General features: G+C 40.9%; 18 protein-coding genes and 1 other RNA gene. 16 read left to right on the forward strand and 3 right to left on the reverse strand.

Annotated features, from left to right (window positions below):
• Window positions 1-15: 15 nt before the first annotated feature.
• The 5 genes from T7867_RS19190 to T7867_RS19210 all read left to right on the forward strand — a co-directional run bounded on the left by T7867_RS19190 (window position 16) and on the right by T7867_RS19210 (window position 4,810).
• Window positions 16-1,317, forward strand: coding sequence for a cryptochrome/photolyase family protein (locus T7867_RS19190; protein ID WP_322299666.1), 1,302 nt, complete (start codon window positions 16-18; stop codon window positions 1,315-1,317).
• A 17-nt stretch (window positions 1,318-1,334) separates the two neighbouring features.
• Complete coding sequence (locus T7867_RS19195; protein ID WP_322299667.1) at window positions 1,335-2,228, forward strand: DUF2279 domain-containing protein; 894 nt, start codon at window positions 1,335-1,337, stop codon at window positions 2,226-2,228.
• A 52-nt stretch (window positions 2,229-2,280) separates the two neighbouring features.
• Entirely contained in the window at window positions 2,281-3,159 is an 879-nt protein-coding gene (locus T7867_RS19200; RefSeq protein ID WP_322299668.1) for a hypothetical protein, read from the forward strand.
• A gap of 27 nt (window positions 3,160-3,186) precedes the next feature.
• An RNA gene (gene rnpB / locus T7867_RS19205) (RNase P RNA component class A) lies at window positions 3,187-3,506 on the forward strand.
• A 149-nt stretch (window positions 3,507-3,655) separates the two neighbouring features.
• Complete coding sequence (locus tag T7867_RS19210; RefSeq protein ID WP_322299669.1) at window positions 3,656-4,810, forward strand: sigma-54-dependent transcriptional regulator; 1,155 nt, start codon at window positions 3,656-3,658, stop codon at window positions 4,808-4,810.
• Here the strand turns inward: T7867_RS19210 and T7867_RS19215 are convergent, their stop codons facing one another.
• Together T7867_RS19215 and T7867_RS19220 are read right to left on the reverse strand one after the other, a co-directional pair.
• Window positions 4,811-4,951, reverse strand: a complete 141-nt coding sequence (locus tag T7867_RS19215; RefSeq protein WP_157717607.1) for a hypothetical protein — start codon at window positions 4,949-4,951, stop codon at window positions 4,811-4,813.
• Between the two features lie 97 nt (window positions 4,952-5,048).
• The gene (locus tag T7867_RS19220; RefSeq protein ID WP_322299670.1) at window positions 5,049-6,038 is read right to left on the reverse strand and encodes a LuxE/PaaK family acyltransferase; all 990 of its coding nucleotides are present in this window, start codon (window positions 6,036-6,038) and stop codon (window positions 5,049-5,051) included.
• 73 nt (window positions 6,039-6,111) lie between these two features.
• Here T7867_RS19220 and T7867_RS19225 point away from each other — a divergent pair, with 73 nt between their 5' ends.
• Window positions 6,112-6,873, forward strand: coding sequence for a hypothetical protein (locus tag T7867_RS19225; protein ID WP_322299671.1), 762 nt, complete (start codon window positions 6,112-6,114; stop codon window positions 6,871-6,873).
• Between the two features lie 12 nt (window positions 6,874-6,885).
• Here T7867_RS19225 and T7867_RS19230 read toward each other — a convergent pair whose 3' ends face one another.
• The gene (locus T7867_RS19230; protein WP_322299672.1) at window positions 6,886-9,297 is read right to left on the reverse strand and encodes an alpha-ketoacid dehydrogenase subunit alpha/beta; all 2,412 of its coding nucleotides are present in this window, start codon (window positions 9,295-9,297) and stop codon (window positions 6,886-6,888) included.
• A 328-nt stretch (window positions 9,298-9,625) separates the two neighbouring features.
• On the opposite strand from T7867_RS19230, the gene ald reads away from it, so the two are divergent.
• From ald to T7867_RS19280, 10 genes are all read left to right on the forward strand, one after another.
• Entirely contained in the window at window positions 9,626-10,741 is a 1,116-nt protein-coding gene (gene ald, locus T7867_RS19235; protein WP_068220391.1) for an alanine dehydrogenase, read from the forward strand.
• A gap of 68 nt (window positions 10,742-10,809) precedes the next feature.
• Window positions 10,810-11,640: an SDR family NAD(P)-dependent oxidoreductase gene (locus T7867_RS19240; protein WP_273272433.1), complete on the forward strand. Its 831-nt coding sequence runs from the start codon at window positions 10,810-10,812 to the stop codon at window positions 11,638-11,640.
• An 87-nt stretch (window positions 11,641-11,727) separates the two neighbouring features.
• Complete coding sequence (locus T7867_RS19245; RefSeq protein WP_084375651.1) at window positions 11,728-13,584, forward strand: 7TM diverse intracellular signaling domain-containing protein; 1,857 nt, start codon at window positions 11,728-11,730, stop codon at window positions 13,582-13,584.
• Between the two features lie 250 nt (window positions 13,585-13,834).
• Complete coding sequence (locus T7867_RS19250) at window positions 13,835-16,888, forward strand: SusC/RagA family TonB-linked outer membrane protein (protein WP_068220384.1); 3,054 nt, start codon at window positions 13,835-13,837, stop codon at window positions 16,886-16,888.
• Window positions 16,889-16,905: 17 nt separating this feature from the next.
• Window positions 16,906-18,447 carry a RagB/SusD family nutrient uptake outer membrane protein gene (locus T7867_RS19255; protein ID WP_322299673.1) on the forward strand — a complete coding sequence of 514 codons (1,542 nt, stop codon included), beginning with the start codon at window positions 16,906-16,908 and terminating at the stop codon, window positions 18,445-18,447.
• Between the two features lie 11 nt (window positions 18,448-18,458).
• On the forward strand, window positions 18,459-20,255 hold the full coding sequence (locus T7867_RS19260; protein ID WP_273272430.1) for a LamG-like jellyroll fold domain-containing protein: 1,797 nt from the start codon (window positions 18,459-18,461) through the stop codon (window positions 20,253-20,255).
• Window positions 20,256-20,338: 83 nt separating this feature from the next.
• Window positions 20,339-22,294: a glucoamylase family protein gene (locus tag T7867_RS19265; RefSeq protein WP_322299674.1), complete on the forward strand. Its 1,956-nt coding sequence runs from the start codon at window positions 20,339-20,341 to the stop codon at window positions 22,292-22,294.
• A 31-nt stretch (window positions 22,295-22,325) separates the two neighbouring features.
• Window positions 22,326-23,678, forward strand: a complete 1,353-nt coding sequence (locus T7867_RS19270) for a glucoamylase family protein (RefSeq protein WP_288341818.1) — start codon at window positions 22,326-22,328, stop codon at window positions 23,676-23,678.
• Entirely contained in the window at window positions 23,671-24,465 is a 795-nt protein-coding gene (locus T7867_RS19275; protein WP_322299675.1) for a carboxylesterase family protein, read from the forward strand. The genes T7867_RS19270 and T7867_RS19275 overlap by 8 nt, the downstream gene beginning before the upstream one ends.
• A gap of 9 nt (window positions 24,466-24,474) precedes the next feature.
• A complete protein-coding gene (locus T7867_RS19280) occupies window positions 24,475-26,745 on the forward strand; it encodes a glycoside hydrolase family 3 N-terminal domain-containing protein (protein WP_322299676.1) in 2,271 nt (756 codons plus the stop codon).
• The last annotated feature ends 86 nt before the right edge of the window (window positions 26,746-26,831 follow it).

Below are 26,831 nucleotides of genomic sequence, written 5' to 3' on the forward strand. Positions count from 1 at the left end.
GAGAATTACAATCCAATGTCTAAAATTTCAATTTTTTGGTTCCGGAGAGACCTTCGCTTTATAGATAATACAGGGCTTTATTATGCATTAAAAGAGACGAAAGATGTGCTTCCTGTTTTCATCTTCGATAAAAACATTCTGGATAAATTAGAAGACAAAGCCGATGCAAGAGTAGAGTTTATTCAATCTACACTTGAAGCCATGAACAATGATTTAGCTTCGAAAGGCAGTGGAATTAAAACCTTCTACTCTACCCCACTCGAGGCATATAAACAGCTCATTGATGAATATGAAATCGAGGCTGTTTACACCAATCGTGACTATGAGCCTTACGCTAAAGACAGAGACAAGCAGATTGAATCTCTATTGAAAGAAAACAACATAGACTTCTTCACTTTTAAAGATCAGGTGATCTACGAATACGAAGAAATTGTTTCTGGTTCAGGAAGCTTTTATAAGGTATTCACCCCTTACAGTAAAAGTTGGAAAGAGAAATACAAGGCCAACAGACCTGAAATTAAGTCTAGTGCATTGCGCTTCGAAAATTGGGCGAAACTTAAAAACAACCAAGTCCACTCGTTAGAAGATATGGGGTTTGAGCCTACCGAGGTCAAGATACCATCATCGAATGTAGAAGAGGAAGTACTCAAACATTACGATAAAAAAAGAGACTACCCTGCACAAGATGCTACCTCTAGACTAGGCATACATTTAAGGTTTGGAACTATTAGCATAAGGCAATTGGCCGAGAAAGCCATCTCCTTGAATGAGACTTTCCTAAACGAACTGATCTGGAGAGACTTCTACGCCATGATTCTGGCCAATAATCCAAAGGTAGTAGACAACGCCTTTAAGAAAGAGTATGATCAAATACCATGGAGACAAGATGAAGAAGGCTTTGAGAAATGGTGTAAAGGCAAAACTGGCTACCCAATTGTAGATGCCGGAATGCGCCAGCTAAATAAAACCGGTTACATGCACAACCGAGTAAGGATGGTTGTCGCCAGCTTCCTGACCAAACACTTACTGATAGATTGGCGATGGGGTGAAGCTTACTTCGCCAAAAAACTGCTAGACTTCGATCTAGCCTCTAATAACGGTGGCTGGCAGTGGGCTGCAGGAACTGGCACCGATGCACAGCCATACTTCCGAGTATTCAACCCACAATCCCAAACCGAAAAATTTGATCCAGACCTGAAATACATCAAAAAATGGGTTCCAGAATACGGCACAGATAAATACCCAGACCCGATAGTTGAACATAAATCGGCCAGGCAACGAGCAATTGACACTTACAAAAAAGCTTTGGACAAATAGAATAAGTATATTTCGGCATGCGGAGATTTGCCATTTTCATCTGCTTACTAATATGTACTTATGCTCAACTCTTAGGACAAAGTGGGATTGCTCACCCGGTGGAAGTTGATTATCCAATCAACCTTAAAAAGGTAAAATTTTACGGAGGAATTGGCTACGCTACTGGAATGCTAGTGCTCAGCCAAGCTTGGTATGCAGAAAATGGCTTAGAGCACTTTAAATTCTTTAATGACAATGCCGAGTGGCTCCAAGTAGACAAGCTTGGGCATACTTACGGCACTTATCATTTGTCTAGAATCAATTTTGAGCTTTTAAGAAGAACTGAATTAAGCGATAACAAAGCACTACTTTGGAGCTCATTGTTAAGCTCAGCCCTATTTCTCCCTATTGAAATACTTGACGGTTTCTCTCCTGATTACGGCTTTTCATACGGAGACATAATTGCCAATACTGCCGGATCTGGCATGTTCTACTTTCAACAGAAGGCATGGAATGAACAGCGTATAAAATTCAAGTTTAGCTTTCAGCCAAGTAGTCTAGCGGAGTTAAGACCAGAAACATTAGGGAGTAATTTTCCAGAAAGGTTACTCAAAGATTATAATGGACAGAGCTATTGGCTTTCTTTCGATATCCATGCATTCGCCAAAGAGTCTAATTGGCCCAAATGGATAAATCTTACCTTGGGATATGGTGCACATCAAATGATTTTTGCCCGAAACCATGAAAATGAAGCAGCTGGATTCAACAATTACAGACAATATTATTTGGGTTTAGATTTCGACTTAAGCCACATTCAAACCAGCAGTAGATTTTTGAAAACTGTTCTCTTCTTGACCGATTTCATCAGACTACCGGCCCCAACTTTGCAATTGAGTCAAAGTAAAGTAACTGGCCACATTCTTTATTTCTAACACTAAGCTCTTCTTGCTTACGTTATTCTATCTGAATTCAATCTAAATACACATGCAAGCTAAGTCTACGGTAAAGTTCATCATTGTTTCAATACTTTTTTTTGGCTGCTCTAAGGTAAACCCTATCCCTACCGTAGAAGAACAGTTCGATATTCCTGAAGGAGTGAAAGAGCCATTAGCCTTTGAGTTTATGATTCACGATGTTGAAGGAATTGTCTTTAACCTTCTCCACTCTCTTCATGAGCGTGATCAAGGTGTGGTTTCTACCCATGAAGACTATAATGTTTTCGCAGGGAGAGGTGAATGTGCCAACCAACAACTTGATACCGACTTAAACATTCTACTATTAAACTATGGTAACGGATGTACTGATGATTCTCAAAAGATTAGACGTGGGCAGATTGAGCTGAACTATTCAGATCCTAATGACAAGATTGGTAACGTTGTAACTGTCGTTTTAAGAAACTATCATCTTAATGGTTTAGGATTGCATGGTCAAATAAGGATTGAAAATATATCTCAAACCAATTCAACTGATGCCAAAAGATACAGTCTCTCTTTTTCGAACCTAGAGCTAACTATAAATTCAGAAAGCTCCATTTTCACAGGTAACCGTGAAGTTAACTACGCTAAGAATAATGGCAGCCAATTCGAAACTACTGAGCTCGATTACTTCGCTTCAAATAATTACAGGTTCGAAATCTCTGGTCAGAAAGCATTCAACTTAAGTACACCTTCCACTTTGTTGAACACATTTAACTGCTGGCTGAATGAAACGTACTTCCCGAAAAGTGGAGCTTTTTCTATTCAAGAAGTAGCTCAAAAAGAAACCACCTCCATTGATTTTGGATCGGGCGCTTGTGATTACAGTCTTCTCATTACAGATATTGACAACAATCAGAAAAGCTTTGATCTCTCTGCCATACTGTAAACCCAACCATTCAACTATATTTGCAGCGATATAGACCGTCTTATCGCTGTTCTGAGTAATCGGAAGGGAGGAAAGTCCGGGCACCACAGGGAAGCATAGCGGCTAACGGCCGTCATTCGTCAACTGACGGAGAGGACAAGTGCAACAGAAAGAATGTACAGGTAATGCTGTAGTGAAATCAGGTAAACTCTATGCGGTGAAATGCCACGTATACTTGTGCTTGAGGGTACCCGCCCGATACAAGAGGGTAGGCAGATTGATCCTGATAGTAATGTCAGGACTAGATAAATGATAAGATCATCCCAAAAGGGAGTAGACAGAACCCGGCTTACAGGTCTATATCTTTTTCTTTTTATTGTGTTTGGTGAAGTAAAACCAGTTTATTGGTAATTCACAGCATAAACACTCACCTGTTTTCAATTTTAGCACTATTTTCGCTAGAAGAGTAAAGCAAAACTAATTACCCAATTTACTAATCCCCTAATTCACCAGAGATATGGCAAAAATCCTGATCATTGATGACGAGCAAAGCATAAGAAGTACACTCAGAGAAATTCTGGAGTACGAGAAGTACACCATCGATGAAGCCAAAGATGGCCAGGAAGGGCTTGAAAAACTGATTTCAGATAAGTTCGACATTGCACTTTGCGATGTAAAAATGCCAAAGATGGATGGTATTGAATTGCTAGAGCGTGTTCAGATGGCCGGCATAGATACTCAGTTCATCATGATCTCTGCGCATGGCACTATTGAAACAGCTGTGGATGCCACCAAAATGGGAGCTTTCGACTTTGTGCCGAAGCCACCAGATTTGAACAGACTCCTGCTTACGGTCAAGAATGCTTTGGATAAGTCATCTTTAGTCACTGAGACTAAAACGCTTAAAAAGAAGCTTTCTAAGAAGTATGAAATGATTGGCGAGACTGCTGCTTTGTCTGAAGTGAAAGAAATGATGGACAAGGTAGGCCCTACTGACGCCAGAGTATTAATCACAGGCCCCAACGGAAGTGGTAAGGAGTTGGTGGCTAGAGGTCTTCATGAAAGAAGTAACAGAGCCTCTGCCCCATTCATAGAAGTGAACTGTGCGGCCATTCCTGCCGAACTCATTGAAAGTGAGCTTTTCGGTCACGAGAAAGGAGCGTTTACCTCTGCTCACAAACAAAGAATCGGAAAATTTGAACAAGCCACGGAGGGAACGCTTTTCTTGGACGAAATCGGAGACATGAGCCTTTCTGCTCAAGCTAAGGTACTTAGAGCATTACAAGAGCATAAAATCAACCGTGTTGGTGGAGATAAAGACATCAACGTGAATGTGCGTGTATTTGCAGCAACCAATAAAGACCTAAGAAAGGAAATTGCAGAGAACAGGTTCAGAGAAGACTTATACCATAGACTAAGCGTAATCGTCATTCAGGTTCCACCTTTGAAAGACAGAAAAGAAGACATTCCTTTATTGGTCGATAAATTCTTAGAAGATATTGCCCAAGAATATGGCACCAAAAAGAAGTCGTTGAACGAAAAAGCCATTAAAGCCTTACAAGACTACGATTGGTCTGGAAATATCAGAGAGTTACGCAACGTAACGGAAAGGCTTGTGATAATGTGCGGAGAGGAAATCGGTGAAGAAGATGTAAAGAAGTACCTGATTTAATCAGAACTGACCTTCTTTCTTTTCTTCTTTTTTCTCCTGCTTATCTACTTTTACGTAAGCAGGACATAGTTCTTGAGCGCAAGAAGTGATTCCTAAGAAGGCCAGAGATACTAGCAAAATGATCAGTTGTTTTTTCTTCATGATCTAGAATTGTGGCTTAAAGATAAAAATTCAAATTATTTTTCAGCCTTGTTGATGAATATAATCTTTGATTTAACGGGCTGAACTTCCAATTATTTTAAACTACTAAAAGGTTACACCCTCTAATATCGGAGTTATCTAACCTTCCCTTTACCTCAAAACTACCATCACTATAGACAGAGCCTAGGTCTTTGGTTTCAATGAATGAGCAGGTATAAATATTAGCCAAATCAATCACATTCAAGGCCACCGTTTTGTTCTTAGAAGGGTAGTTAAGTGGATCATTCACATCTCTTCCCATTACAGCCATAGTATTACTGCACTGAAACACACCCTGTCCTTTAGAGTATCCCTGAGAAAACAGTTCCGTCATACCATATTCTGAATGAATACCTACCACTCCAAAAGCATCTTGCAACCTATTGTGAACTTCCGAACGCACTAGCTCTTCTCTCCTACCCTTCATTCCACCGGTTTCCATGATAATTAGATCTGGAAAATTTATGGAGTACTCTTCTGCAAAATCCAACAAGGCGAAAGTCACACCCCACAAAATTACTTTCTTACCAGTCTCTTTTAAGCTTAAGAGATGATCATACAACTGCTGAAACTCATTTAAGTAAAACCCTGACTCTTCCGATTCCGTCTTCTGAATAAAATGATTGACCATTGAAATTAGGCCAGAATTACCTCTCTCTAAATATGAGGGAAGCAAGGCCAGAATCACATAATCAGATAAATCACCGTACTCCTTTTCAAAAGCAGTAACGCAATTTTCTAGATACAAATACTCACTGTGTACGAAATGCTTACTAGTTTCTGAACCAGTAGTACCACTGCTCTCAAATACCAATTGTTCATTCCAACTTCCTGTTCGGATATCATGAGATTTAAAAAACTCTATAGGAAGAAAAGGAACTTGCTCCAACCGCTCAACCAAGTTAGGTGTCTTCTTTAAAGAATCGCACCACTCTTTATAAACCTGATTATGGGTATACTGAAGTTTAAAGATATCTATGGCCAGCGCCTCAAAGGTATTTGGGCCGACTGTTTTTATTCTGTCTATTAAACTATTGAATTGGAGCATTCGTTATACAGCCTGGGGTGATGATTCACTTAGGGCAAATATTATTATAATTGTATTCATATAAAGGTAATCTATGGGATTAAGCTTCTCGAAATCGTTAGTTTTTGCATTTCTTCTTAGCATGGCCATTTTGGCTTGTAACAGACCACCCGATTTGCCAGTAACACCTGAGGTTAGTTTTGCCGATGTGGTTTTTGAAGTAAAAAATGCTGGAGACCCACTATTTGAGGAAAACACCCTAAAACTTTCTATCAACATTCAAGATGGAGATGGCGACTTGGGCCTTTCGGGAGAAGAAGCTTCTGGGCCTTATGCTCCATATAACCTGGTTGAAGAAAATGGCGAACTTGTCCAATTTGGTCAACGCCCAGAAGACCCACCATTCACCTGTCTAGATTACATAGTTGAAGATAAAGAGAACTTAGATGTAAATGGCGATGGTGATTTTGCCGACACCTTGTTGATAAACTTCAATGAAAATCAATTCAATATTGAAGTAGACTTTTTTGTAAAGCGGAATGGAACTTTTGAAGAAGTAGATTTAAGAGCCCAACCTGCAGGAAGTGCCAACGAGAACACCTTCTGCGGTATATCTTTCGATGGTAGATTCCCTTGTCTATCTTCTGAAGACAACCCTTGTTCTATAGTTAGAAACTCAAATCGACCTATTGAGGGAGTTATCACCTATGATATGGTTTCTGGCATATTTCTACCTCTGTTTAGAACAGATACCATTAAACTGGAATTTAAGATAAGAGATAGGGCTCTGAACACTAGCAATGTAGGTGAGAGCCCTGAATTTACTCTTCAAAGTATTAGACGAGAGGTAAACTAAGCCCCCTAAACCTTAGTAAAGCTTAGGAAACCTATCTGGCTCTACTTCGCCCATTAAATCGTACACCTTTTCAAAGACCGTCTCTACGCTAGGTTTAGACCAATAGTCGCCATCAGATGCATAAGCTGGTCTATGTTCTGCTGCAGTAATAGTAACAGGCTGAGAATCTAAGTGGAAGTATCCATTTTGCTCCTCAAGTACCTTCTGCATCATGTAAGCAGAAGCACCACCTGGTACGTCTTCATCTGCAAATACTACTCTATTAGTCTTCTTCAACGACTCAACAATGGAGTGATGTACATCGAAAGGAAGAAGAGATTGTACATCAATAATTTCAACTGAGATTCCTACTTCTTGCAGTTCTTCAGCAGCTTGCTCAACAACTCTGCACATAGAACCGTAAGTAATTACGGTAACATCTGAACCTTCTTTGATCACCTCTGGTACACCAACAGGCACGGTAAACTCACCAATGTTATCCGGAATTCTCTCCTTAAGTCTATAACCGTTCAGACATTCGATAATCAATGCTGGGTCGTCCGACTTGAGCATTGTATTGTAGAAACCAGCAGCCTGAGTCATATTTCTTGGCACCAATACATTGATACCTCTAAGGCTATTCAAAATCATTCCAATTGGAGAACCTGAGTGCCAAACACCTTCTAACCTGTGGCCTCTAGTTCTAATAATTAAAGGAGCCTTTTGACCTCCTACAGTTCTGTACTGCAGAGTAGCCAAATCGTCACTTAGGGTTTGAATGGCATAAAGCAAATAATCCAAATACTGAATTTCAGCTATTGGCCTCAAGCCTCTTAAGGCCGCACCAATACCTTGACCAATAATGGTGGCCTCACGGATACCAGTATCCGTAACCCTTAGTTCACCATACTTAGCCTGAAGACCAGCAAAAGCCTGGTTAACATCGCCAATCTTACCAACATCTTCACCAAAAGCAATTACTCTTGGGTCTCTGCTTAACGCAGCATCAAAGCAGGCTTGTAGAACTTCTCTACCATCTACCAAAGGAGAAGATTCAGAAAAAGATGCCTTTACCTCTTCAACTTTAAGAGAAGCCTCTTCAGACTCACTCATTACATGAGAGCTAAATCTTCTATAATTCTCCTCATCACTTTTCTTTAACCAAGCAACAAGAGAAGCTCTAGAAGAAGTATTTTCATTTCTGGTAAGGCGTAAAATCTTCTTAACTGCCTTATAAGTATCTAAACGAATTGGGTTTAGAGTTTTCTTAAGCTCAGAAACAATCTGAATTATTTGGCCACCATGCTCACTTTCTTGAGCCAGCGCTTCAACAATTTCAACCGCCTTTTCTTGGTCTTTCTTAATATCTTGAAGGAAAGCATTCCATGCAGCTACTCTTGCCGACTTGGCCGCATCTTTTGCTTCTTTCTCTAATTGCTTTAGCTCTTCCTCAGACGCTACATTATTTTCTAAGATCCACTCCTTGAACTTCACTAGACAGTCGTGGGCTTTTTCCCACTCTAATCTCTCCTTAGTCTTATACCTCTCGTGTGAACCAGAAGTAGAGTGTCCTTGTGGTTGAGTAACCTCTTGAACGTGCACCAATACTGGAACATGCTCTTCGCGAGCCACCTTTTCTGCCTTTTGGAAAGCAGCTTTGAGTCCTTCATAATCCCAGCCTTTAGCCTTGATTATTTCGTAACCCTTATTGTCTTTATCTCTCTGAATTCCGGCTAAAAACTCAGAAATGCTGCCTTTGGTGGTATGATATTCCTGTGGAACCGAAATACCGTATTCATCGTCCCAAACGGCCATAACCATTGGCACTTGTAGCACACCTGCCGCATTAATAGATTCAAAGAAGTGCCCTTCTGAAGTTGAAGCGTTTCCGATAGTACCGAAGGCAACTTCATTACCCTTTAAAGAGAAATCGGTAAACTGGTGTAGGTCTTGGTTTTGCTTGTAGAGCTTGCTGGCGTACGCTAAACCAACTAATCTTGGCATTTGCGCTGCTGTTGGAGAAATATCTGAGCTTGAGTTTTTCATAGAAGTCTGAGACTTCCAATTGCCCTGCTCATCTAGTAATCTGTTAGCAAAGTGACCATTCATTAAACGACCACCAGAAGCAGGATCTGCCTCTACAGAAGTATGTGCATAAAGCTGCGCGAAATATTGCTGAACTGTAAGCTCACCAATAGCGAACATAAACGTTTGATCTCGGTAGTAACCAGAACGGAAATCTCCGTTTCTGAAAACCTTAGCCATTGCAATCTGAGGGAGCTCTTTACCATCGCCAAAAATTCCGAATTTGGCTTTACCCATAAAGACCTCTTTTCTACCAATTATACTGGCTTCCCTACTTTCAACCGCTAGTTTATAATCTTCTAATACTTCCTGCGCGTTTATTTTCTTCTTACTAACAGTCTTTGATTCTCCCACAAGCATGAAATTTTAAATTTCTACGTACTATTACGTCTAACAAATGTAACCAGAATAAGAGACAAATCAAATTTGGTAAACCCTTATTTTTCGAGACATTTTTAGAATAAAATACCGCAAAGCGTAATTTTTCATCATTTTTATTGGTCAAAACAAATCTATGGCAAATTTTATTCCTTTTAAATATTAGGCTGTAAAAGAAAATTTCACGGTTTTCAACTTTCGAAATACATCATTCTGATTCTCAGTAAAATGGGCGTTTTTAGGCCAAACGGCAAACGTTTGTAATATCCGCTTACTATATTTGCCACTCAAAATTTTAAACTCATTAGACATGATCATTGGCGTTCCAATAGAAATTAAAAACAACGAGAATAGAGTGTCTCTAACCCCTGGTGGAGCACTAGAGTTGATCAAACGTGGTCACGAAGTTTATATACAAACTAATGCCGGCTTAAACAGCGGTTTCCCTGATGAAGCTTATGAGGAAGTTGGTGCCAATATACTACCAAGCATTGAGGCTGTATATGACAAAGCCGAAATGATCATGAAGGTGAAAGAACCTATTGAGCCTGAGTACAAACTCATCAAGAAAGATCAATTGGTATTCACTTATTTCCACTTCGCATCTTACGAGCCATTAACACACGCCATGATTGAAAGTGGTGCTGTTTGCTTAGCATACGAAACAGTTGAAAAAGCTGATAGAAGCCTTCCTCTTTTGATTCCTATGTCTGAAGTAGCAGGTAGAATGGCCACTCAGCAAGGTGCAAAATACTTAGAGAAGCCAATTATGGGTAAAGGTGTTCTTCTTGGAGGAGTACCTGGCGTTTCTCCTGGTAAAGTATTAGTTCTAGGTGGTGGTATTGTAGGAACTCAAGCCGCAAAAATGGCTGCTGGTTTAGGTGCTCAAGTAACCATTATGGATGTGAACCTAGACAGAATGAGATACCTTAATGACGTTATGCCTCCTAATGTGGTTACAAGATACTCTAATGAGGTAAACATTCGTGAGCTTATCCCTCACATGGATTTAATCATTGGCTCTGTACTTCTTCCTGGTGCTAAAGCGCCTAAGCTAATCACCAGAGACATGTTGAAAGAAATGCAACCAGGTACTGTATTGGTAGATGTTGCTGTAGATCAAGGTGGCTGTTTCGAGACTTGTACTCCAACAACGCACGAGAATCCAACTTTCATTATCGATGATATTGTGCACTACTGTGTTGCAAACATGCCAGGAGCTGTACCTTATACTTCTACCATTGCTCTTACCAACGCTACACTTCCTTACGCTATTCAGCTAGCCAACAAAGGCTGGAAGAAGGCTTGTCAGGAAAACAAAGAGCTCGAAAAAGGCTTGAACGTAGTGAACGGTGATGTAGTTTATGAAGCGGTTGCTGAGGCTTTCGATTTAGATTACGTTCCAGTAGAAAAATACTTGGCCTAAGGGTTCAACTTGTAGAGATTGAAAAGGAACTCAGTTGGGTTCCTTTTTTTATTTGTTAAATTTCCGAGATGAAGAAAACAGCACTTGTAACAGGAGCTGCTGGTGGCATAGGTTTAGAGTTCTGCAATGTTTGTGCCCTCAATGGCTACAACCTACTCCTTATAGACATCAACTTTCAGTCTCTAGAAATTGCTAAAAGTAGTCTTGAATCATTGTATTCAGTAGACATCAAAATCTTTTCTCAAGACTTATCAGACCCTGAGGCAACTAATAGTATTTGTAGCTTTATAGATAGAGAGCATATTGAAGTAGAGCTCCTTTTCAACAATGCCGGCTTCGGAAATTTCGGTTATTTCGCTCAAAGTAGCTGGGCAAAAGATAAAGCCATGCTCCAGGTTCATATGGTTACAGCCACAGAGTTAATGAAAAGGATATTGCCAGGAATGGTAGAAAGAAAAGTAGGCTACATTCTGAATAATGCATCGGTTGCTGCTTTTGTTCCAGGGCCACTTATGTCTACCTATCATGCCTCTAAAGCCTATTTATTGAACTTCTCACAAGCATTAGCCAACGAGGTTAGGGCTAATGGCGTTCATGTGGCTGTTTTATGTCCCGGAATGACAAGGACTAACTTTGCAAAGTCCAATGGAAATGAAAACCCGAACATAAAATTCAATATTGCCGATGCAAAGAGCGTTGCTGAATTTGGCTATGAAGGGTTAATGAGTGGAAAAGTTGTCTTAGTACCAGGCTTCTGGAATAAGCTGAGTGCTTTTTTACCACGCTTACTAAGCAGAAACAGAGTGGCCAATATGGTCGGCAACATTCAGCGAAAAAACCATGCTAAACGCATAGACGGTAAAGCTGCCGAACCAATTTCTTTAGAAAAAGCTTCTTAAGTTCTTAAAAGACAGTAGACACACCTTAACCAATTGTTTGGTTGCTAATTTTGTACATTAGATAAAAGAGAGTCTACTGTTGGACCCATGCTATTTGTAAAAGCTTTCATTATTTCCTTGTTGCTAAACTTCTTTAGCCCCTACCAAAACTCAAGGGAAAGAATATTTATAGACGATTCTAGCGATAGGTTTCTGCTCGCATTTAATGATTTACCCATTCTCATAGACAGTACTGGCTCTATGTCTTTTGAGTTAGTCAGAAACTCTCAGAAGCAGTTTCTAATAACTCCTGGCTACAAGCCAAAAGATTACTGCACCACCTGCACCTATTGGATAAAGGTACCATTACTTGTAGCAAGAGACCTTGAAAAGGAATGGATGATAGAATTCTATGACCAAACCATAGACCACATCTGGGCTTACTTTCCTCAAGAAGACGGAACCTACAAACAATACCACGTGGGAGATGCCATCCCTTTTAAAGACAAATCTTTCAACCATAAAAACTTTCAATGGATAATAGATTCAGAACTAGAAGGTCAGCAGGAAGTCTACTTTAGGGTGCAATCTCATCTGTATGCCGACCTAAGGGTTTCTATTAGAACAGTTAACCAGTTTGTCGGATATGCTCTAAATGAATACTTCTTATACGGCATCTTTTATGGAATGATTTTCATCATTTCCATCTATAACATGTTGATTTTCTTCGCAATAAGAGAACAGAAATACCTCCTCTATACTTTCTATATTCTGAGTGTGGGCGTCTATGCCATGTGCGTAGATGGCATAGCCTATCAATATCTATGGCCTAATTGGCCTCAGTGGAACCAAATTGCTTACGGTACGGCCTTATTCTCACTTATCTTTTGGTCCTTATTGTTTTCTAGAAGGTTTTTAACCACCAGTACCAAAGCACCTCAGTTAGATAAATTACTACTGGGTACGCTCGCAGTAAGAAGCCTCATATTCTTATATGCTTTGGTTTTCGACCATTCAATTTTTGAATACCGCAACATAGAAATCATTCCCCTTTCTTTAATCTTCTATTCTGGCATTCGGGTATGGTTAAAAGGTTTTAAACCAGCAAGATTCTTTGTAGTGGCCTATGGCATTCTCTTTTTAGGTTTCTTAACTAAGGCCCTCATCTACCTATCCGTAATACCATTAGTAACCATAAGCTATTATAGCCTTCATATTTGCTTTTTGCTAGAAATGATATTCCTAACGTTTGCACTAAGCGACAGGGTTAGAATTCTTAAGTCGAACAGAGATAGAGCATTACAGAGAATAATCAACCAACAAAAGGAGAATGCAGAGCTCAAAGACAAGGTAAACAGAGAATTGGAAGAGAAGATCAAGGAAAGGACTCGCCAGCTTGAAGAGAAAAACCTTCTACTAGCCTCTACCAATCAAAAGCTAATTGAGCAAACTAAAGACATCAACGCAATCAATTCAAAGCTCGATTTAGACAACTGGAAGCTAAAGAACAACATAAAAGAAATTCTGCAAGACAGACTTATTAATAAGAATCTGAGCTACGAGCAGTTTCAGAAAATATTTCCAGATCAGCCTACTTGCTACAGGTTTCTAGAAAAACTTAAGTGGGGCGATGGCTACCATTGTGCCAAATGTAGCAACACAAAATACAATGAAGGAAAGACTAAATTTATGAGAAGGTGCACTAAGTGCGGCTATAATGAATCGGTTACCAGTAACTCCATTTTCCACGGCATTAGGTTTCCAATAGACAAAGCCTTCTTCATTCTGTACGTTACGAATAATAGACAAAAGGAATACACCTTAGATCAGCTTTCAGAAATGTTAGATTTAAGGCGTAACACCATCTGGAATTTTAAAAAGAAGATTGAAAACGTTTACGATGGCGATGCCAAAAACTCAACAACAGTTTTGGTTCACAACCTATTCAGCTCACACATAAATTAGCCCCTAATTCAATCTTGTTACCAAAGAGGGACATGCAAACGTTTTCACCGTTTAAACCAAATTAAAGGCCGTTTTTTAATGAGATTAAGGCGCAAAAAACGTCTTCCAAAAAGACCGTTTTAAGCGCATAAAAAAGCGATTTTATTTTCCACTTCTTGACAGTTTTTAACACAACGATTACAATTACATAGTGTAATTCAAACGATTTACTCGCACGACTTTACCTATTACCAAAACAAATGAATAAGGCATGAAGAAAACTCTAAGCTCGTACTTTAAAGTACTTCCTTTACTTCTACTGTTTGCCCTGAGCCAACCACTCAGTGCGCAGACTGTACAGGTATCAGGAACTGTGTTGTCTGCAGAAGATGGACAACCTCTACCAAGTGTTACTGTCCGCGAAAAGGGCACTAACAATGGTATGACTACTGACCTTGATGGTAAATACCGACTTCAGGTATCTAACAATCAAGCGGTTCTCGTATTTAGTTTCGTTGGTTTTGTTACGCAAGAAGTTCTTGTGGGCAATCAGACCACAATCAATGTTACGCTTTCTCCAAATGTGAGTGAATTGGGAGAAATTGTAGTAGTTGGTTATGGTAGCCAAGAACAGAAAGACATTACCTCCTCAATCTCTACTGTGAAAAGCGAAGAAATCGCTAAAGTACCAACTGCGCAAGCCATGCAGGCGCTTCAAGGTAAAGTTCCAGGACTGCAGATTGTAAGTAGCGGTGCTCCTGGTGCAGCTCCTACAGTTAGAGTTCGTGGAGTTGGTTCTTTAGAAGGTAATGCAGCCCCTCTATATGTGGTTGACGGTATGTTTTTTAACAGCATCGACTTTCTAAACACTTCCGACATCGCTTCAATCTCGGTATTGAAAGATGCTTCTGCTTCTGCTATTTATGGTGTAAGAGCATCAAACGGTGTAATCCTGATCGAAACTAAATCAGGAAGTTACAATAAGCCCGCTGAAATCGTCTACAACGGATACTACGGTATTCAAACTGCCCAAAACGTATTGAAAGTGGCTAACGCTCAGCAATTCACTAACTATGCTTTAGCTACTGGCTCCAGTGCCGATGCTGCATTTATCGACAATGCCTTACAGAGGTTCGGTAGAAGCAGAATCGATCCGAACATTCCAAACGTTAATACCGACTGGTATGGAGAAGTAATGGAGTCTTACGCTCCTCAGCAAAACCATACGCTTTCTGTAAACGGAGGTAGCGACAACACCAGATACTCTCTTGGAGTGAGCTACTTTAAGCAAGACGGTTTAATGAAGTTTACTAGAAACGAGTATGAGCGTGTAAACTTACGTTCTAAAATCGACTATGATGTAAGTGAAAACTTCAGAGTTGGTGGTAACATCAACATTAGTAACGGAACTCAATATGTTGGCGAAAACTCGGTTTGGTTCAAGAGTTTCTTTGCTGTTCCTATTCTACCAGTTTATGACGACTTAAACACGGCAGCCTCTCCTAACAGGTTTGGTAACGCTCAGGTATTAGGCTACAGAGGTTCTCAAAACCCTTTGTTCGACCTTTACTACAATGACAATAGAAACAAAATCAACAAGTTCTTGGCCAACTTCTATGCAGAATTGGACATTATACCAGAGACTTTAAAGTTCAGAACAGCTTATAACTACAGCTTCTCTCAGGTAAACTCAAGAAACTTAAATTTCGACTTCAATGATGGTGTAACTGAGCGCGTTTCTTCAATCAATAGAAGCCACGCAACCAGCTTTAACCAAATCTCCGACAACTACTTAACATTCAATAAGCAGTTTGCAGGAAAACATAACGTAACTGCAGTAGCTGGTTATTCTTACAGATCTGAAACAAGCGAAGGTGTGTTTGCCGGTGGTACCGAGCTTTTCCCTTCTCCTAGCAGATTAAATGAAGAGTTATGGTATATCTCATTAACTCAAACTAGAGATGAAACTGCTTATGGTGACTACGGAAGCAAGCTTTACGGTTCTTCTTACTTCTCTAGACTAGCCTATAACTTTGACGACAGATACCTACTTTATGGAACTTACCGAAGAGATGGTAACAACAAATTCCAGCAAAAATGGGGTGACTTCTTCACAGTTGGTGCTGGTTGGGTACTTACCGAAGAAGACTTCTTCGATGTATCTGCTGTAGACTTCCTTAAAGTAAGAGGTGGTTGGGGTCAGCTTGGTAACGATGGTGTTGCTGCATCAGTTGGTGAGCCAACTATCGATCAGAGATTTGTTGCTATTGATGGCGAAAGAGTATCTGGAAACGTAGTAATCCCAACCTTTGACTATGTAGATAGATGGGAAACTACAGAAGAGTTGAACATTGGTGTGAGTGCTAGAATGTTTAACGAAAGACTTTCTGTAGAGGCTGACTACTTCCAGAGAGATACTAAAGACGCTTCAGTAACTATTATTCTTCCTCTTATTAGATCTAATGTAAGACGTAGTGCAGGTAGCTTCAGAAACGAAGGTTTCGAATTGGCTCTTAACTGGTCTGACGAAATTGGTGATGTAAGATATAGCGTTGGTGGTAACCTAGCTACGTTGAACAATGAGGTATTGAGCCTTGGTGGCCCACAATACTTAGATGCTGGTTCTGCTGAGTTCCGTCAAAGATCAATTATTGGTCAGCCATTACAGGCATTCTTTGGTTATGAGACAGACGGTATTTTCCAAAATCAGTCAGACATTGACAACTATGGTTACACTTCAGAATTTGTAACAGACTCAGGCATTGAGCCAGGAGACTACAAATTCAAAGATCAGAACCAAGATGGTGTAATTGACGACCAAGACAGAGTTGTTCTAGGTTCTTACTTACCAACTTTAACGTACGGGTTCAACTTTGCAGTAAGCTACATGAACTTCGACCTTTCTGCAGACTTCCAAGGAATGTCTGGACATAGCATTCTGAATAGAAAAAGAGGTGAAATCATCTTTACTACAGATACTAACATTGATGCTGAGCTTGCCGAAAACCTTTGGACAGGTGAAGGAACTTCTAACAAATACCCTTCTGCTGCTGGTCTAAGAAAAGGTTGGAACCAGAGCATGAGCGACTACTTTGTAGAAGATGGCTCATACTTCAGAATCCAGAACATTCGACTCTCTTATAACCTAATCAACCAGACTGTTTTAGGTACAGAAATACCTGAAACCCGCATCACGTTCACGGCAGAAAAGCCGTTGACCCTGTTTAACTACAATGGTTTCAACCCAGAAGTAGCTAACGGAATCGATAGACAGACATATCCAATCCCTGCTGTTTACACCCTAGGTTTAAATATCAAATTTTAAGATAAAAGAGATTGAAAATGAATAAGTTACAATATTTCAAAAGTCTATTCGCCCTTTCGCTCACATTAGTGTTTGCAACGGCTTGCGATGATTCATTGGACGATCCGTTGGAAGGTCAAGTGCTTGTTGAAGGTACAGATTACACCTTAACCGAGAACATGCCTTTATTGCGCATTGGAGCATACGATTTGCTTTACGACCTTCAGTGGGAAACCTTCCCTATTATCTCTGTAAGAGGTGATGATGTTAACCCTGCGGGAGATCAGTTTCCTTTAACTGAAACTGACCAGTTCAGATACGATCGTTCATTCTGGATGTACAACTCTACTTGGTTGAACTTCTATGATGACATCATAAAATGGCATGGCGCTATGGAAGAAATTGCCAAGTATCAGGCCAATGCTGCTAACCCAGCAGAAGGAGATCAATACATTGCTGAAATCAAGGTAATGATTGGTTGGGAGCTACTCCAACTTTCAAGACTATGGGGAGATATATTGATTCCTACAAGTTCTCAAACTGATGATCTTTACACCACTCCTGTTTCTTCTCAGCAAGAAGTGATGCAACACATCTCAGACTTAATGGATGAAGCTGCTCCATTATTAGCAAGCATTCGTCCTAACCAGAGAACTGACATCAAAGGTGGAATAACCAAGTACACAGCTTTAGCAGTAAAAGCTATGGCTAACCTTGAGATGAAAGACTACCAGGGTGTGGCAGATGCTACTGGCGAAATCATTAGCTCAGGTGCTTTTGAGCTTTACAATGACTACTACGAACTATTCAAGATTCCTGGTAAGCTTAGCAATGAAAGCCTTTTAGAGTTCCAGTACTCAGACTTTGGTCAGAGTTCAGGTAACGCAGAGTACTATCTACACCAATTCTTCGGTCCTAATAACTGGACTCCAGCAGTAGCTGGTTCTGGCGCAGGCTGGGGTTTCTGGGAGCCTTCTATGAAGTACATCAAGTTCATGCTAGATAGAAATGAGACTGTCAGACTAGAAACAAGTGTACTCTTTACCAGAGAAGGAATTGAAATGATTCAGTCTGATCCTAACTACATCAACCTTCCTGCTTTTGTGTCTAACACAACTCGCGATGGTGATGTAATAGGTAGAACAGACGCTCAGCCAAACCCAAGAGCTAAATTCTCTAGTGGTAAGCACTACCTTCCATCTAATCAGTTAACTACAGGCAGAGTTCGATACGGTGAAAACAAAAACGTATTGGTGATCAGATACTCTGAAATTCTACTAATGCATGCAGAAGCACTAGTAAGTGGTGCAACCAGTTCTGCAATGAGCGCTGTAGACGCAGTAAACGAAGTAAGAGGAAGAGCTGGTCTTACAGACCTTGCCACAGTAACGCTAGACGATGTACTGAACGAGAAGTTTGCTGAATTTGGTCTTGAGTGGGGAATTCGTTTTTACGATGTAGTAAGAAACGGCCGTACTACTGAATTGAACAGAGATGGAAGAACCTTCGGTACTGACGATCAGTATTTGCCTTACCCATTGGCTCAACTAGACTTGTTAACTCAATTATCTGACAATTAAGAATAAACGATATGAGAATTATAAAATCATTATTTCTAAGCACCTTACTCATCTTCTTAATTGCTGGGTGTAAGGATGCCTTTCTAGACGAAATAAAAACGGTTGAACCAGGAGAAGATACTGCTGCTCCTGAAGTAACTGTAAACTACCCTGCAAATGGTACTGAAATACAGGTTTACGAAAGTGTAACTTCAGTTAATATTGAATTTGAAGCTACTGACGATATAGAACTAGCTACCATTACCCTAAACTTAGATGGTGCTGAAATAGCTAGCTTCTCAGACTTTGTAGATTATAGGAAATTCGTTGGTGAATATACCTATTCAGAGTTAGCAGACGGTGACCATACTTTAGTGGTAACTGCAACTGATATTAATGGAAAGTCTACTACTGAAACCATTAACTTCTCTAAGATTCCTCCTTATGTAACTAAGTATGATGGAGAGATCTTCTACATGCCGTTCGACAATGACAATGTTGAACTTGTAAATGTAAGGTTCCCTACTGAGGTAGGAAACATGGGCTTTGCAGGAGAAGGTAAAGTAGGTGGCAATGCTTTGGCTGGAGCTACAGATTCTTACCTGACCATACCAGTTAGCGATATTTTAGATGACGAGTTTAGTGCTGTATTCTGGATGAAGGTGAACGATGACCCTGACAGAGCAGGTATATTAGTTGTAGGCCCGCCAGACACAGACCATGCAAATTACCCTGATGTTCAGAACGACAGAACAAGTGGTTTCCGATTCTTCAGAGAAAATGTAGCTGGTAAACAACGCTTTAAGCTGAATGTTGGAAATGGAACTAGCGATGCTTGGATAGACGGTGGAGCTGCTGCAGATGTAGCACCTAACTCAGGGGAGTGGGTACATTTTGCCTTCACTATATCGAACAGCGAAGCGATTGTCTACATCAACGGTCAGCCAGTTAAAAACACTGCTATTTCTGGTGTAGATTGGACCAACTGCGACATCCTTTCTATTATGTCTGGTTCTCCAAGATTTAACGAATGGGGCCACCTATCTGACAGAAGCTTAATGGATGAGCTAAGACTCTTCAACAAAAGCCTTTCTCAGACAGAAATTCTTACCATCATTAACGATGAAGGTGGAACCGTTTATAATGGTGAGTTTGGCGAAAAGTTCTACATGGACTTTGAAAGCAACTATGTAGATGCTGCTTCAGGATTGGCTGCTACTCAAGTAGGTTCAATCAACCTTGCTGGTGAAGGCCTAAGAGGCAGTGGAGCTTTCCAAGCTGCTACCGATGCTTACGCAACCTTCCCGTCTAACGGAATTGAATTCGATGAATTCAGTGCTTCTTTCTGGTATAAAGTAAATGCTACTCCAGACAGAGCTGGAATTCTAGTGGTTGGCCCTCCGCATACTGAAAACGCTGACTACCCTAACACTCAAAACTTGCGAACTAGTGGCTTTAGGTTCTTTAGAGAAAATGCTGGTGGCAAGCAGAGGTTCAAACTAAATGTAGGAACTGGTGCTGGAGAAGTTTGGGTAGACGGTGCCGCAGCCGCAGATGTAGACCCTACTACGCAAACCGACTGGATTCATATGGCCTTTACTATCTCTGGCTCTGTAGCAAGAGTATACATAGATGGCGTGATGGTTTCAGAATCTGATTTACCTGAAGGCTTCAGCTGGGCCAACTGTGACATTATGTCTATTGGTTCTGGTGCGCCTAGATTTAACGAATGGGGCCATAAGTCTGACCTAAGCTTAATGGATGAGCTTAGAATCTTCGACAAAGCCCTTACTCAAGCAGAAGTAGATGCAATTAAAGCAGCGCGTTAAGCAGCTGACTATCAATTAAGAGTCGATTGGGGAATTTGGCTTCAGCTAGAGTCCCCAATCGTTTCTAAAACCCCAATCAATTAATGAGAATTAGGCTATTATACATCTTATTAATTACTAGCCTCTTAGGCTGTAAATCTGATGAACCTTCAGCCGAGGCACTCCAATTGGAGTCAGCTTTCGCTGGTTCCCTTCAACTTAACCTCACAGGAGATATTACAGCGTCTATTCCTGTAGACCGTAGCATTTCCCTTTTATTCTCCACAGCTTTAGACCCTGCCACTACTGCTACAGGCATTAAATTGTTAGCAGGAACACAAGAAATTACTAAAACCGTATCACTGTCTGCTCAAGGTAAATCTGCCTTGCTTTCGGTAAACGGAATTTTAGAAAACAATACGGTATACACTGTTAGCTTAACCGATGAATTAAGAAGTGCCGATGGTGCCGCCATCACTCCTACTTCGTTTCAGTTCAGAACTCAAGCCGGAGAGCTAGAGCTAGTTTCCGTATTGATGAATGGAGAAGCCATTAGCAATAATCCAAGGGTTCAAAATGTAGACCCTCAACTTACACTCACCTTTGAGTTTAGTACACCCATTAATGTTTCAACCTTTGAAACGGCCTTTAGATTACAAGGCAAGTCGGTAAACATTGTCAGTTCTAATGAAGACAAAACAATTACTGTTACTCCAACCACCTCATTAGACTACATCAAAAAATACAACTTCAGCATTTCTGACGATTTAGAAAGTGCTGAGGGGCGCGGATTCGATGGCTATTCTTTAGAATTCTATACCAAATTAGACCCTTCATTTAAGTTTCCTCAGATATCTGAAGAAGACCTCCTGACTAAAGTACAGGAACAAACTTTCAAATACTTCTGGGATTTTGCCCACCCAAATTCTGGTTTGGCCAGAGAAAGAAACTCTTCGGGCAACACCGTAACCATTGGCGGCTCTGGCTTTGGCGTAATGAGCATCATTGTAGGAATAGAGCGAGGCTTCATTACCAGAGAACAAGGTGTTCTCCAACTCAAAAAAATTGTAGACTTTCTTAAAGGAGCAGACCGATTCCATGGGGTTTGGCCCCACTGGATGAATGGAAACACTGGTGAAACTGTACCTTTCAGCGCTAATGATAATGGGGGCGACTTGGTTGAAACGGCCTTTATGATTCAAGGACTCCTAACTGTTAGAGAATACCTTAACCCGGGCAATACTCAAGAACAAAGCATTAGAAACACCATTACCCAACTTTGGGAAGAAGTTGAGTGGGATTGGTACACTCAAGGCGGGCAAGACGTGCTCTACTGGCATTGGTCGCCAAACTATGGTTGGGAAAAGAACCTTAAGATCCGTGGCTGGAACGAATCATTAATTGTATATGTCTTGGCCGCTTCCTCTCCTACCCATCCAATTTCGGCTAGCGTATATAATGAGGGTTGGGCTAGAAATGGCGATATGGCCAATAATAATGAATACTATAATATTCAGTTACCGCTGGGTAGTTCGTTTGGAGGTCCGCTATTCTTCTCTCACTATTCATTCCTTGGCTTAGACCCGAGAAACCTACAAGATCAGTACGCCAACTATTGGAATCAGAATGTAGCTCATGCTAAAATTAACCACGCTTATTCGGTGGCTAATCCTAAAAACTTTGTTGGCTATGGAGAAGGCGCTTGGGGGCTAACGGCCAGCGATAACCACAATGGCTATTCTGCTCATTCACCTACGAATGATTTGGGTGTAATAACACCAACCGCAGCCCTCTCTTCTTTCCCATATACACCAGAAGAATCTATGACTGCCCTTAAACATTTCTACTACATAATGGGAGATAAACTTTGGGGCGAATACGGTTTTTACGATGCATTTAACCTCACGGAAAACTGGTATGCGAGCTCTACTTTGGCCATAGACCAAGGGCCAATTATTCTAATGATAGAAAACTACAGATCGGCCTTATTGTGGAATCTTTTTATGAAAAACGAAGAGATTTCAGACGGGCTAGACAAACTAGGATTTACAAGTTATTGATTGAAATAAAAGACATAACCTTACTAATACGATGAACAAAAAAACAGTTTTACAAAGCATTCTGGCATTGACCCTCTGTGCGGTCATCATTTCTTGTGGCCAGTCTAGTGCTTCAAGTAATGCAGATGTTAGCAAAAGCGAATCGAAAGAAGATTCTCTACTCAACTTGGTGCAATACCAAACCTTTCAGTATTTCTGGGAAGGTGCCGAACCTAACAGTGGTATGGCCAGAGAGAGATACCATATGGACGATATTTACCCTAGCCATGACAAAGACATTATTACCTCTGGTGGTTCTGGCTTTGGCCTTATGGCAATTATTGTTGGAATAGAAAGAGGCTTTATCACCAGAGAGCAAGGAGTTGAAAGATTTGAGAGAATCACAGATTTCCTAGAAAATGCAGACACCTTTCATGGGGTTTTCCCTCACTGGTGGGATGGTAAAACAGGTAAAGCAAAAGCTTTCAGCCAAAAAGATGATGGAGGCGACCTTGTAGAAAGCTCATTCTTAGCCGCTGGCTTATTGACTGTTAGACAATACTTAGATAAAAACGTTGATAGAGAAGCTAAACTAGCAGACCGCATGGATGCTATTTGGAAGAACATTGAGTTCGATTGGCACACCAGAGGCGAAAACGTACTTTACTGGCACTGGTCTCCTAATTACGGCTGGGAGATGAACTTTGACGTTCGCGGTTATAACGAATGTTTGATTATGTATGTATTGGCTGCAGCCTCTCCAGATCACAGCATTGACCCTGCGGTTTATCATGAAGGTTGGGCAATGAATGGAGAAATTGCCAACGATACCGTTTTTTATGGCCTTGAAACCGAGTTAAACCACTACGAGACCAACGATTCGCCTGTTGGCCCTCTTTTCTGGGCTCACTATTCATACCTAGGCCTAAACCCTAAAGGACTTAAAGATCAATATGCTGATTACTGGAAGCTTAACCAGAACCATGCAATGATCCATTACAAATATGCTGTAGACAATCCTAACGAGTTCGAAGGTTATGGACCAAACCTTTGGGGTTTTACCTCTAGCTACTCTATGAGAGGCTACGCAGGCCACAGACCAGACAGAGACTTAGGAGTAATCTCTCCTACCGCTGCGCTTTCTTCTTTCCCATATACACCTGAAGAAAGCATGGCTATGCTTAAGCACTTATATACCGACTTAGATACTTTGGTTGGAGAGTTCGGTCCTTACGATGCGTTCAGCTTACAAGAAGACTGGCACTTACCTAGATACTTGGCTATTGACCAAGGTCCAATTCCTGTAATGATTGAAAACTACAGGTCTGGCTTAATCTGGGAGCTATTTATGTCTGCTCCAGAAATCAAAGTTGGACTAGACAAATTAGGCTTTACTTATGAATAAGGTATCTCTAGTATTGATAGCACTAATCTGTGCTATCAACACCACCCATGGGCAAAATCCAAAAGACGCTTTTGAACATGGGCAACATGAATTTAAAGAAGGCAGCCTGAACTATCGTGTGCTGTATCCTGAAGGGTTCGATCCTTCTAAGGAGTATCCTTTAGTGCTATTTCTTCATGGGGCTGGAGAAAGAGGCGAGAACAATGAAAAACAACTGATTCATGGAAGCAAACTTTTTCTGGATGCTCAGAACAGAAAGGACTTTCCTGCGGTAGTCATTTTTCCTCAATGCCCACCAGATGACTATTGGGCCAATGTTCATAGACCTTTAGATGAAAATGGTAAAAGACATTTCACCTTTTTCAAAACAAGTAAAAAGCCTCATCAATCTATGAAAGGATTAATGTCTATGGTAGATTCTTTGAGTAGCGTATCGCACATAGATACTGAAAGAATGTATGTAATGGGACTTTCAATGGGTGGTATGGGCACATTTGAGCTAGTAAGCAGAATGCCTAAAACCTTTGCTGCGGCAGCACCTATTTGTGGTGGAGACAACCCTAAGAGTGCCAAAAAATACGCAAAAAAGGTTCCGTTCTGGATTTTCCACGGACTAAAAGACGATGTGGTTCCTCCACATTTTTCTCAAGACATGGCCAAAGCCATAGAGGCCAAGGGTGGTAAAGTAAAGCTTACTTTATATCCAAATGCTAACCACAACAGTTGGGACCCTGCATTTGCAGAACCAGAGCTTCTACCATGGCTATTCTCTAAAACAAAGCAATAGAAAGCTATAATGAAAAGACTTAGAATTCAGATAAAATCAATTACTAACCTAGCGCTAATTCTTGCACTAGCAGCAGTTTCATTCACTGCCTGCAACTCTTCTTCTAGCAGCAGTGGCAATTCCGAAATGGATGCATTCATAGATTCTTTGATGAACGAAATGACTGTAGAAGAAAAAGCAGGGCAACTCACCCTATACACCAGTGGCTGGGATGTTACAGGCCCTGTGTTGCGCGATGATTACATGGATGAATTAAGGGCTGGCAGAGCTGGTAATTTATTCAATGCCCACACTGTAGATTACGCTTCAAATCTTCAACGAATTGCCGTAGAAGAGACCAGGTTGGGTATTCCCCTACTCTTTGGACTAGATGTAATCCATGGTTACAAAACCACTTTCCCAATTCCTCTGGCCGAAGCCGCTAGTTGGGACATGGATATCATTGAAAAATCTGCGCATTTGGCAGCAAAAGAAGCCGCATCTGCTGGAGTTAACTGGACATACAACCCTATGGTAGATATTGCCAGAGACCCTCGCTGGGGACGAATTGCCGAAGGCAGCGGTGAAGATCCTTACTTAGGCGGACTTATAGGAGCAGCCAAAGTGCGAGGCATTCAGGGTACCGACTTAAGCGACCCTACTACTATTCTTGCCTGTGTAAAACACTTTGCAGCCTATGGAGCTTCTCAAGCGGGCAGAGACTACCATACGGTAGATATGTCTGACAGAGAATTGAGACAGAACTACCTTCCTCCTTACAAGGCGGCCTTAGATGCTGGAGCCACTACTGTTATGACTTCATTCAATGAAGTAGATGGTGTACCAGCATCGGGAAACAAGTACTTAATGACTGAAATTCTTCGCAATGAGTGGGGGTTTGATGGCTTTGTTGTCACCGACTATACTTCTATCAATGAAATGGTGCCGCATGGTGCAGTGGCTAATTTGAAAGAAGCTGCAGAGTTAGCCTTTAATGCTGGTGTTCAAATGGACATGCAGGGTGGGGTTTATAGCCAGTATATTCCTGAATTAATTGAGGAAGGAAAAATCAAAGAGTCAGACCTAAATGACTATGTGCGCCAAGTGTTGGAAATGAAGTATAAGCTAGGCCTCTTCGAAGACCCTTACAGATACCTGAATAAAGAGAGAGAGCAATCTACGCTTTACGCTCAGGAGCTAATGGATCATTCACTTTTGGCTGGAAAAGAGTCAATAGTATTGCTCAAAAATGAGCCTGCTGGTAAAAATTCAGAGAACCTTCTTCCACTTTCAAAGAACACAAGGTCGGTAGCTCTTATCGGACCATTGGCCGACAATCAGAAAGATATGTTAGGCACATGGCATGTTGCTGGAGACGAAAGCAAAGTAGTGACTCTATTGGAGGGAATTAAGCAAACTGCTCCTAATGTAAGAATCAATTATGCCAGAGGAGCAGGTTTCAATGGAAACGACAAATCAGGTTTTGCTGAAGCCATTGCAGCAGCCAGAAGATCTGATGTTGTAGTTATGGCCATTGGTGAAGACTACACCCAAAGTGGCGAAGCAGCCAGTAGAACTGAAATTGGCTTGCCTGGGCCTCAGCAAGAATTAATTGAGGCAATACATGCGCTTGGCAAGCCAGTAGTTGCTGTTGTTATGGCTGGCCGTCCGTTAACAATTAACTGGATTGATGAGAACATTCCTGCAGTAATGAATGCTTGGCATTTAGGTACCATGTCTGGTAGAGCCATAGCAGAAACACTCTTTGGTGACCATAACCCAGGAGGAAAGCTGACCATCACTTTTCCGAAAAACGTAGGTCAAATTCCTGTTTACTACAACATGAAGAATACGGGCCGTCCTTTCGATGCTAATAACAAGTACACAAGTAAATACTTAGATGTATCGAACGAGCCACTTTATCCATTTGGTTATGGTTTAAGCTACACCACATTCGAATATTCTAACCTCAACTTAAGCAGTAATGAACTTTCAGCCGAAGGCTCAATTACTGTCAATGTTACGGTGAAAAACACTGGCAAGTATCAAGGTAAAGAAGTGGTACAGCTTTACATCCGAGACCTAGTGGGTAGTGTTACAAGACCTGTGAAGGAATTGAAGGGTTTTGAAAAAATAAGCTTAGCTCCAGGTGAGTCTAAGCAAGTGAGTTTTACTATTACTAACAAGGACCTAGAATTCTATACGCGTGATATGACTTTTAAGTCAGAACCAGGTGATTTCAAGGTTTTTGTAGGAACCAACTCTGTGGAAACGCTAGAGGCAGACTTTGTACTTAAATAAAGAGAATGTCCCGTATTTCAGGTCGTGCAATCATTTGACCCTTGTTAAGTTTACTTGTGCTCTTTTTTGTCGATGGGCATGACAAG

The sequence above is a fragment of the Roseivirga spongicola genome, assembly GCF_034376045.1.
Lineage (GTDB): Bacteria > Bacteroidota > Bacteroidia > Cytophagales > Cyclobacteriaceae > Roseivirga > Roseivirga spongicola.

Bases quoted from the DNA above. Each gene is read 5' to 3' on its own strand.
- T7867_RS19190 (WP_322299666.1), top strand. From the start codon at position 16: ATGTCTAAAATTTCAATTTTTTGGTTCCGGAGAGACCTTCGCTTTATA.
- T7867_RS19195 (WP_322299667.1), top strand. From the start codon at position 1,335: ATGCGGAGATTTGCCATTTTCATCTGCTTACTAATATGTACTTATGCT.
- T7867_RS19200 (WP_322299668.1), top strand. From the start codon at position 2,281: ATGCAAGCTAAGTCTACGGTAAAGTTCATCATTGTTTCAATACTTTTT.
- T7867_RS19210 (WP_322299669.1), top strand. From the start codon at position 3,656: ATGGCAAAAATCCTGATCATTGATGACGAGCAAAGCATAAGAAGTACA.
- T7867_RS19215 (WP_157717607.1), bottom strand. From the start codon at position 4,951: ATGAAGAAAAAACAACTGATCATTTTGCTAGTATCTCTGGCCTTCTTA.
- T7867_RS19220 (WP_322299670.1), bottom strand. From the start codon at position 6,038: ATGCTCCAATTCAATAGTTTAATAGACAGAATAAAAACAGTCGGCCCA.
- T7867_RS19225 (WP_322299671.1), top strand. From the start codon at position 6,112: ATGGGATTAAGCTTCTCGAAATCGTTAGTTTTTGCATTTCTTCTTAGC.
- T7867_RS19230 (WP_322299672.1), bottom strand. From the start codon at position 9,297: ATGCTTGTGGGAGAATCAAAGACTGTTAGTAAGAAGAAAATAAACGCG.
- ald (WP_068220391.1), top strand. From the start codon at position 9,626: ATGATCATTGGCGTTCCAATAGAAATTAAAAACAACGAGAATAGAGTG.
- T7867_RS19240 (WP_273272433.1), top strand. From the start codon at position 10,810: ATGAAGAAAACAGCACTTGTAACAGGAGCTGCTGGTGGCATAGGTTTA.
- T7867_RS19245 (WP_084375651.1), top strand. From the start codon at position 11,728: ATGCTATTTGTAAAAGCTTTCATTATTTCCTTGTTGCTAAACTTCTTT.
- T7867_RS19250 (WP_068220384.1), top strand. From the start codon at position 13,835: ATGAAGAAAACTCTAAGCTCGTACTTTAAAGTACTTCCTTTACTTCTA.
- T7867_RS19255 (WP_322299673.1), top strand. From the start codon at position 16,906: ATGAATAAGTTACAATATTTCAAAAGTCTATTCGCCCTTTCGCTCACA.
- T7867_RS19260 (WP_273272430.1), top strand. From the start codon at position 18,459: ATGAGAATTATAAAATCATTATTTCTAAGCACCTTACTCATCTTCTTA.
- T7867_RS19265 (WP_322299674.1), top strand. From the start codon at position 20,339: ATGAGAATTAGGCTATTATACATCTTATTAATTACTAGCCTCTTAGGC.
- T7867_RS19270 (WP_288341818.1), top strand. From the start codon at position 22,326: ATGAACAAAAAAACAGTTTTACAAAGCATTCTGGCATTGACCCTCTGT.
- T7867_RS19275 (WP_322299675.1), top strand. From the start codon at position 23,671: ATGAATAAGGTATCTCTAGTATTGATAGCACTAATCTGTGCTATCAAC.
- T7867_RS19280 (WP_322299676.1), top strand. From the start codon at position 24,475: ATGAAAAGACTTAGAATTCAGATAAAATCAATTACTAACCTAGCGCTA.